Origin of the sequence: Myxococcus sp. AM010, from assembly GCF_013372585.1 — a bacterium.
GTDB lineage: Bacteria > Myxococcota > Myxococcia > Myxococcales > Myxococcaceae > Myxococcus > Myxococcus vastator.
On the sequence record NZ_JABXEO010000171.1, the window covers coordinates 1 to 5,809 of the forward strand.

General features: G+C 69.5%; 1 protein-coding gene. It reads left to right on the top strand.

The window, feature by feature from the left end:
• The coding region (locus HV826_RS35890) for a non-ribosomal peptide synthetase (protein ID WP_176421507.1) at positions 1-5,809 on the top strand (5,809 nt) is incomplete at both ends.

Below are 5,809 nucleotides of genomic sequence, written 5' to 3' on the forward strand. Positions count from 1 at the left end.
GGGGTACGTGGGGAGGCCGGAGCTGACGGCGGAGCGCTTCGTGCCCTCGCCGTTTGGGGACGGAGCGCGGCTGTACCGGACGGGGGACGAAGTGCGGTGGCAGGAGGGTGGGCTGCTGGAGTTCCTGGGGCGGCGGGACGCGCAGGTGAAGGTGAGGGGTTACCGGATTGAGTTGGGGGAGGTGGAGGAGGCGCTGAAGCAGCACGCGCAGGTGAAGGAAGCGGCAGCGGTGGTGAGGGGGGAGGGGCAGGAGAAGCGGGTGGAGGCGTACGTGGTGGCGCCTGGAGCGGACGCCGCGGCGCTGAAGGAGGCGGTGAGGCAGAGGTTGCCGGAGTACATGGTGCCGTCAGCGGTGGTGGTGTTGGAGGCGTTGCCGCTGACGCCCAATGGCAAGGTCGACCGCAAGGCGCTCCTGGCCTCGGAAGCAGGCGTCCCCGAGCAGCGACAGCACGTCGAGCCGCGCACGCCCACCGAGCAGCAGCTCAGCCACCTGTGGTGTGCGGTCCTGGGCTTGAAGCAGGTCAGCGCCGACGCTGACTTCTTCGAACTGGGCGGTCACTCCTTGCTGGCGACTCAGCTCATCGCGCACATTCGCTCGGAGTTCGGTGTGGAGCTGCCGCTGCGGACGCTCTTCGCCTCGCCCACGCTCGACGCACTGGCGCGGCAAATCGAAGAGGCCGCGCGGGCCGCGGTACCCCTGAGCGCGCCAGCGATGACGCCGGTGGCTCGAACGGGCGCATTGCCCGTGTCGTTCGCCCAGCAACGGCTCTGGTTCATCGACCAGCTTCATCCGGGCAGCGCCGTCTACAACGTCCCCATCGCGCTTCGCATCGAGGGCACGCTGAACGTGGCCGCGTTGCAACGCGCGTTCTCGGCTCTTGTCGCGCGGCATGAGCCGCTGCGCACGACGTTTTCCTCTCACGAAGGCGAACCCGTTCAGGTCATCGCGCCGGCCGGAGACTTCGCGCTCGAGTTTGAGGACTTGAGCGCGCTCCCTGAAGCGGAGCGCGACACCGACTTCCGCGGGCGAGCGATCCGCGAGTCCTTGCGGCCCTTCTCCCTGGCGCGAGGTCCCCTGGTCCGCGCGGTCCTGGCTCGGCTGTCGCCGGAGACGCACGCCGTGGTGTTGGTGCTGCATCACATCGTCTCGGATGGTTGGTCCCTGGGCGTGCTGGTCCGCGAAATGGGGGCGCTCTACTCCGCCTTCCACGAGGGGCGCCCGCCCGAGTTGCCGGCGCTGCCCGTGCAGTACGCGGACTATGCGGTGTGGCAGCGGCAGTGGCTGAGCGGTGCCCCGCTGGACGCACAGCTCGCCTGGTGGCGGCAGCAGTTGTCCGACGCGCCTCCGTTTCTGGACCTCCCCACGGACAAGCCGAGACCCGCGACGCTCTCGCACAGAGGCGCCCTGATGCCGGTTCACCTGTCGCGTTCGTTGTCGGACGCGGTGACGGCGCTCGCCCATGCGGAAGGGGCCACGCCCTTCATGGTGCTGCTGGCGGCCTTCCAGCTCCTGCTGTCGCGCTACTCCGGGCAGGAGGACGTGTTGGTGGGCTCGCCCATCGCGGGGCGCCGGTACCAGGAGACGGAGGGGCTCATCGGCTTCTTCGTCAACACCCTGGTCCTCCGCGCACAGGTCCGGCCCGAGGCCACCTTCCGCGAGCTGCTGGCGCAGGTGCGTGATCGGACGCTCGGCGCCTATGAGCACCAGGACCTTCCCTTCGAGAAGCTGGTGGAGCACCTCCAGCCCGAACGGAACCTGGGGCGGAGTGCGCTCTTCCAGGTCCTGTTCGTGTTGCAGAACGCCCCGGTGGGGCCCTTGTCGCTGCCCGGGCTGTCCGTGAAGCCGATGGGGTTGCTCGACCGGGAGACGGCGCGCTTCGAGCTGTCACTGAGTCTCGGCGAGACACCGGAAGGCTTCGAGGGCGCGCTCCAGTTCAGCACCGACCTCTTCACGGAGGCCACGGCGGCGCGGATGGTGTTCCACCTGGAGCAGGTGCTGAAGGCCGTCACCACGCGGCCCGAATCGCGCCTCTCCGAGATACCGCTGCTGACCGATGCCGAGCGTCATCAGGTGCTGGTGGAATGGAACGACGCGGACCAGGCTTTGCGGTGGGAGGCTGTCCACCGGTGCGTCGAGCACCACGCGGAGCGGACGCCGGAGTCGCCCGCGGTGCGGTGCGAGGAGCGGGAGCTGACGTACCGCCAGTTGGAGGCGCAGGCCAACCAGGTGGCGCACCAGTTGAGGGGGATGGGGGTGGGCGCGGAGGTGCCAGTGGCGCTGTGCCTGGAGCGGGGCGTGGAGTGGGTGGTGGCGATGTTGGGGATTCTGAAGGCGGGAGGCGCGTACGTGCCGCTGGACCCCGCGCAACCAGCGTCCCGCCTGCGCGCGCTGGTGGAAGAGGTGGCCGCGCCGGTGGTGGTGACGCAGGCGCGGCATGCGGCGACTTTCGAGGGGCTGTCGGCGCGCCGGGTGGAGCTGGATGGAGACGCGGCGCGGATCGAGGCGCAGCCGACGGCAGCGCCGCGGGTAGAGGTGCACCCGGCGCAGCTGGCGTACGTGCTGTTCACGTCCGGAAGCACGGGGCGGCCCAAGGGCGTAGGGGTGTCGCACGGGCAGCTCGCCAACTACGTGGAAGCGGCGAACGCGCGGCTGGGGTTGGCGGAGTGCCGCAGCTTCGCGCTGGTGTCGACGGTGGCGGCGGACCTGGGAAACACGGTGCTGTACGCGGCGCTGTGGACGGGGGGACTGCTGCATGTGCTGACGCAGGAGCGGGCAAGCAGCGCGGCGGGAGCGGAGGCGTACTTCCAGCGGCATGCGGTGGAGTGCTTGAAGGTGGTGCCCTCGCACCTCGCGGCGCTGATGAGTGGCGCAGCGCCCGGGCAGGTTCTGCCGACGAAGCGGCTGGTGGTGGGAGGAGAGGCGGCCTCGTGGAGCCTGCTGGAGCAGGTGGCGGCGTTGGCGCCCGGGTGCGAGGTGCACAACCACTACGGCCCGACGGAGACGACGGTGGGGGTGCTGGCGGGGCGCGTGGAGCTGCCGCGTCGAGCGGAGTCACCCGCGACGGTGCCGTTGGGACGGCCGATGGGCAACACGCGGGTGTACGTGTTGGACGGGAGCCTGCGTCCCGTGCCGGTGGGAGTGGGGGGAGAGTTGTACGTGGGCGGCGCCCAGGTGACCCGAGGGTACCTGGGGCGCCCGGAGTTGACGGCGGAGCGGTACGTGCCGGACCCGTACAGTGGGACGGCTGGCGCGAGGCTGTACCGCACGGGAGACAAGGTGCGGTGGTTGGGGGATGGGCGCCTGGAGTTCATCGGGCGGACGGACTTCCAGGTGAAGGTGCGAGGGTTCCGGGTGGAGCCTGGAGAAGTGGCGGCGGTGCTCAGCGCGCATCCCGACGTCCAGGACGCGGTGGTGGTCGCGCGAGAAGACGTGCCTGGCGACAAGCGGCTGGTGGGCTACGCCGTTCGCACGGCCCGGGCTGCTCCGGACATCGCGGCCCTCAGGGCCTTCCTCCAGCAGCGGCTTCCTGGGCACATGGTGCCGTCAGCGCTGGTGGTACTGGAGGCCTTGCCCCTGACGCCCAACGGCAAGGTGGACTGGCGCGCGCTGCCCGTACCGGACGTGTCGGCGCGGGGCTCGGCTCCCGCCTATGAGGCGCCGACTTCCCCCATGGAGGAGACGCTGGCCGCTGTCTGGGCCCACGTCTTGCGGATGGAGCGGGTGGGCCGGGAGGATGACTTCTTCGCGTCGGGTGGACATTCGCTCCTGGCCACGCAGGTGGTGTCGCGCGTGCGTGCGGTCCTGGGCGTAGAGGTCCCGCTGCGGGCCCTCTTCGAGGCGCCCACCTTGAGGTCCTTTGCCCAGCAGGTGGAGCAGGCGACTCGGAGCCAGGCGCTGCCCGCGCTGCGTCCGAGGCCTCGGGGGGACCGGGTGCCGCTGTCATTCGCGCAGCAGCGACTGTGGTTCCTGGATCGGCTGAAGCCGGGCGGCACCGAATACAACGTACCGTATGTGCTGCGGGTGGAGGGGCCCCTGGATGTGTCGGTCCTGGAGCGAGCCCTGTCGGAGTTGGTGCGCCGTCATGACGTCCTGCGGACAACCTTCCCGGAGGAGGGCGGAGCACCTGTCCAGCGCATCGCTTCGCCATCGCCGGTCCACCTCTCCGTGGTCCAGTTGGGTGCCCAGGATGAGTCCGAGGTGCGGCACCGGGTGCGCGCGGAAGTCGACCGCTCATTCGAGCTCGCGCGTGGGCCGCTGCTACGCCCCCTGCTGTTGAAGCAGTCCGAGCAGGCGCACGTCCTCGTGCTGCTGCTGCATCACATTGTCTCGGACGGCTGGTCCGCGAGCGTGCTGCTTCGGGAGTTGGCGGCGCTCTACGACGCTTTCTCGCAAGGGCTGCCGTCACCCTTGCCGGAGCTGCCCGTGCAGTACGCGGACTACTCGCTGTGGCAGCGCGAGTGGTTGAAGGACGAGGTGTTGGAAGCGCAGGTTCGTTACTGGCGCGAGGCGCTGGGGGGCGCGCCGCGATTCCTGGACCTCCCCACGGACAGGCCCCGCCCCGCGGCGCAGACCTTTCGAGGCGGGGTCCAGCGGCAGATGTGGCAGAAGGCGCTGTGGCGGCAAGTAGAGGCGACCGCGCGGCGAGAAGGGGCCACGCCGTTCATGGTGTTGCTGGCGGCGTATCAGACGGTGTTGTGGCGGCTCTCCGGGCAGGACGACATCAGCGTGGGCTTCCCCATCGCGGGTCGCACGCAGGCGGAGACGGAGGGGCTCATCGGCAACTTCGCCAATACCCTGGTGCTGAGGGCTCGCGTACGTCCCGATCTTTCCTTCCGGGACCTGTTGGCGCAGGTGCGTGAGGTGACCCTGGGCGCCTACGCGCACCAGGACGTCCCGTTCGAGAAGCTGGTGGAGGCACTGCAGCCAGAGCGGGACCTGAGTCGCAGCCCGTTGTTTCAAGTGTCCCTGACACTTCAGAACATGCCTGTGTCCGAAGTGAAGCTGCGACAGGGCTTGTCGCTGACGGTGATGGACGCGCGGATTCAGACGTCGAAGTTCGACCTGTCGATGTTCGTCGTCGAGCTGCCGGAAGGTGCCACCGCGTCAATCAATTACAACAGCGACCTGTTCGACGCGAAGACGGCGGAGCGGATGCTGAAGCAGGTGTCGGTGCTGCTGGAGGCCGCGGTCGCGAATCCGGAGACGCGCCTGGGTGAGCTGCCATTGATGTCAGCCACCGAGCGTCTGCGATTGGTGGAGGAGTGGAGCGGGCGGCGTGAGGAGTACCCGAGGGACGCGTCGCTGGCGGAGCTGTTCGAAGCGCAGGTGGAGAAGACACCGGACGCGGTGGCGGTGGAGGCGGTGGGGCAGACGCTGACGTATGAGGCGCTGAATCGGCGAGCCAACCAACTGGCACACCACCTGAGGGGGATGGGCGTGGGCCCCGAGGTACGAGTGGGCGTGTGCGTGGAGCGCTCGCTGGAGTGGGTGGTGAGCGTGTTGGGGGTGCTGAAGGCGGGAGGCGCATACGTGCCGCTGGACGCGAGCTACCCGCTGGAGCGGCTGGGGTGGATGAAGCAGGAGGCGGGGGTGGCGCTGCTGGTGGCGCAGGAGCGGCTGGCGGATGAGGTGGCCGCGGGTGGTGAACTGGTGGTGTGCGTGGACACTGAGTGGGACACGCAGATTGCCCTCCAGCCGGAGACCACGCCGAGCGCCCATGTGGGCGGGGCCAACCTGGCGTACGTGATGTTCACGTCGGGAAGCACGGGGAAGCCGAAGGGGGTGGGGGTGCCGCAGCGTGCGGTGACG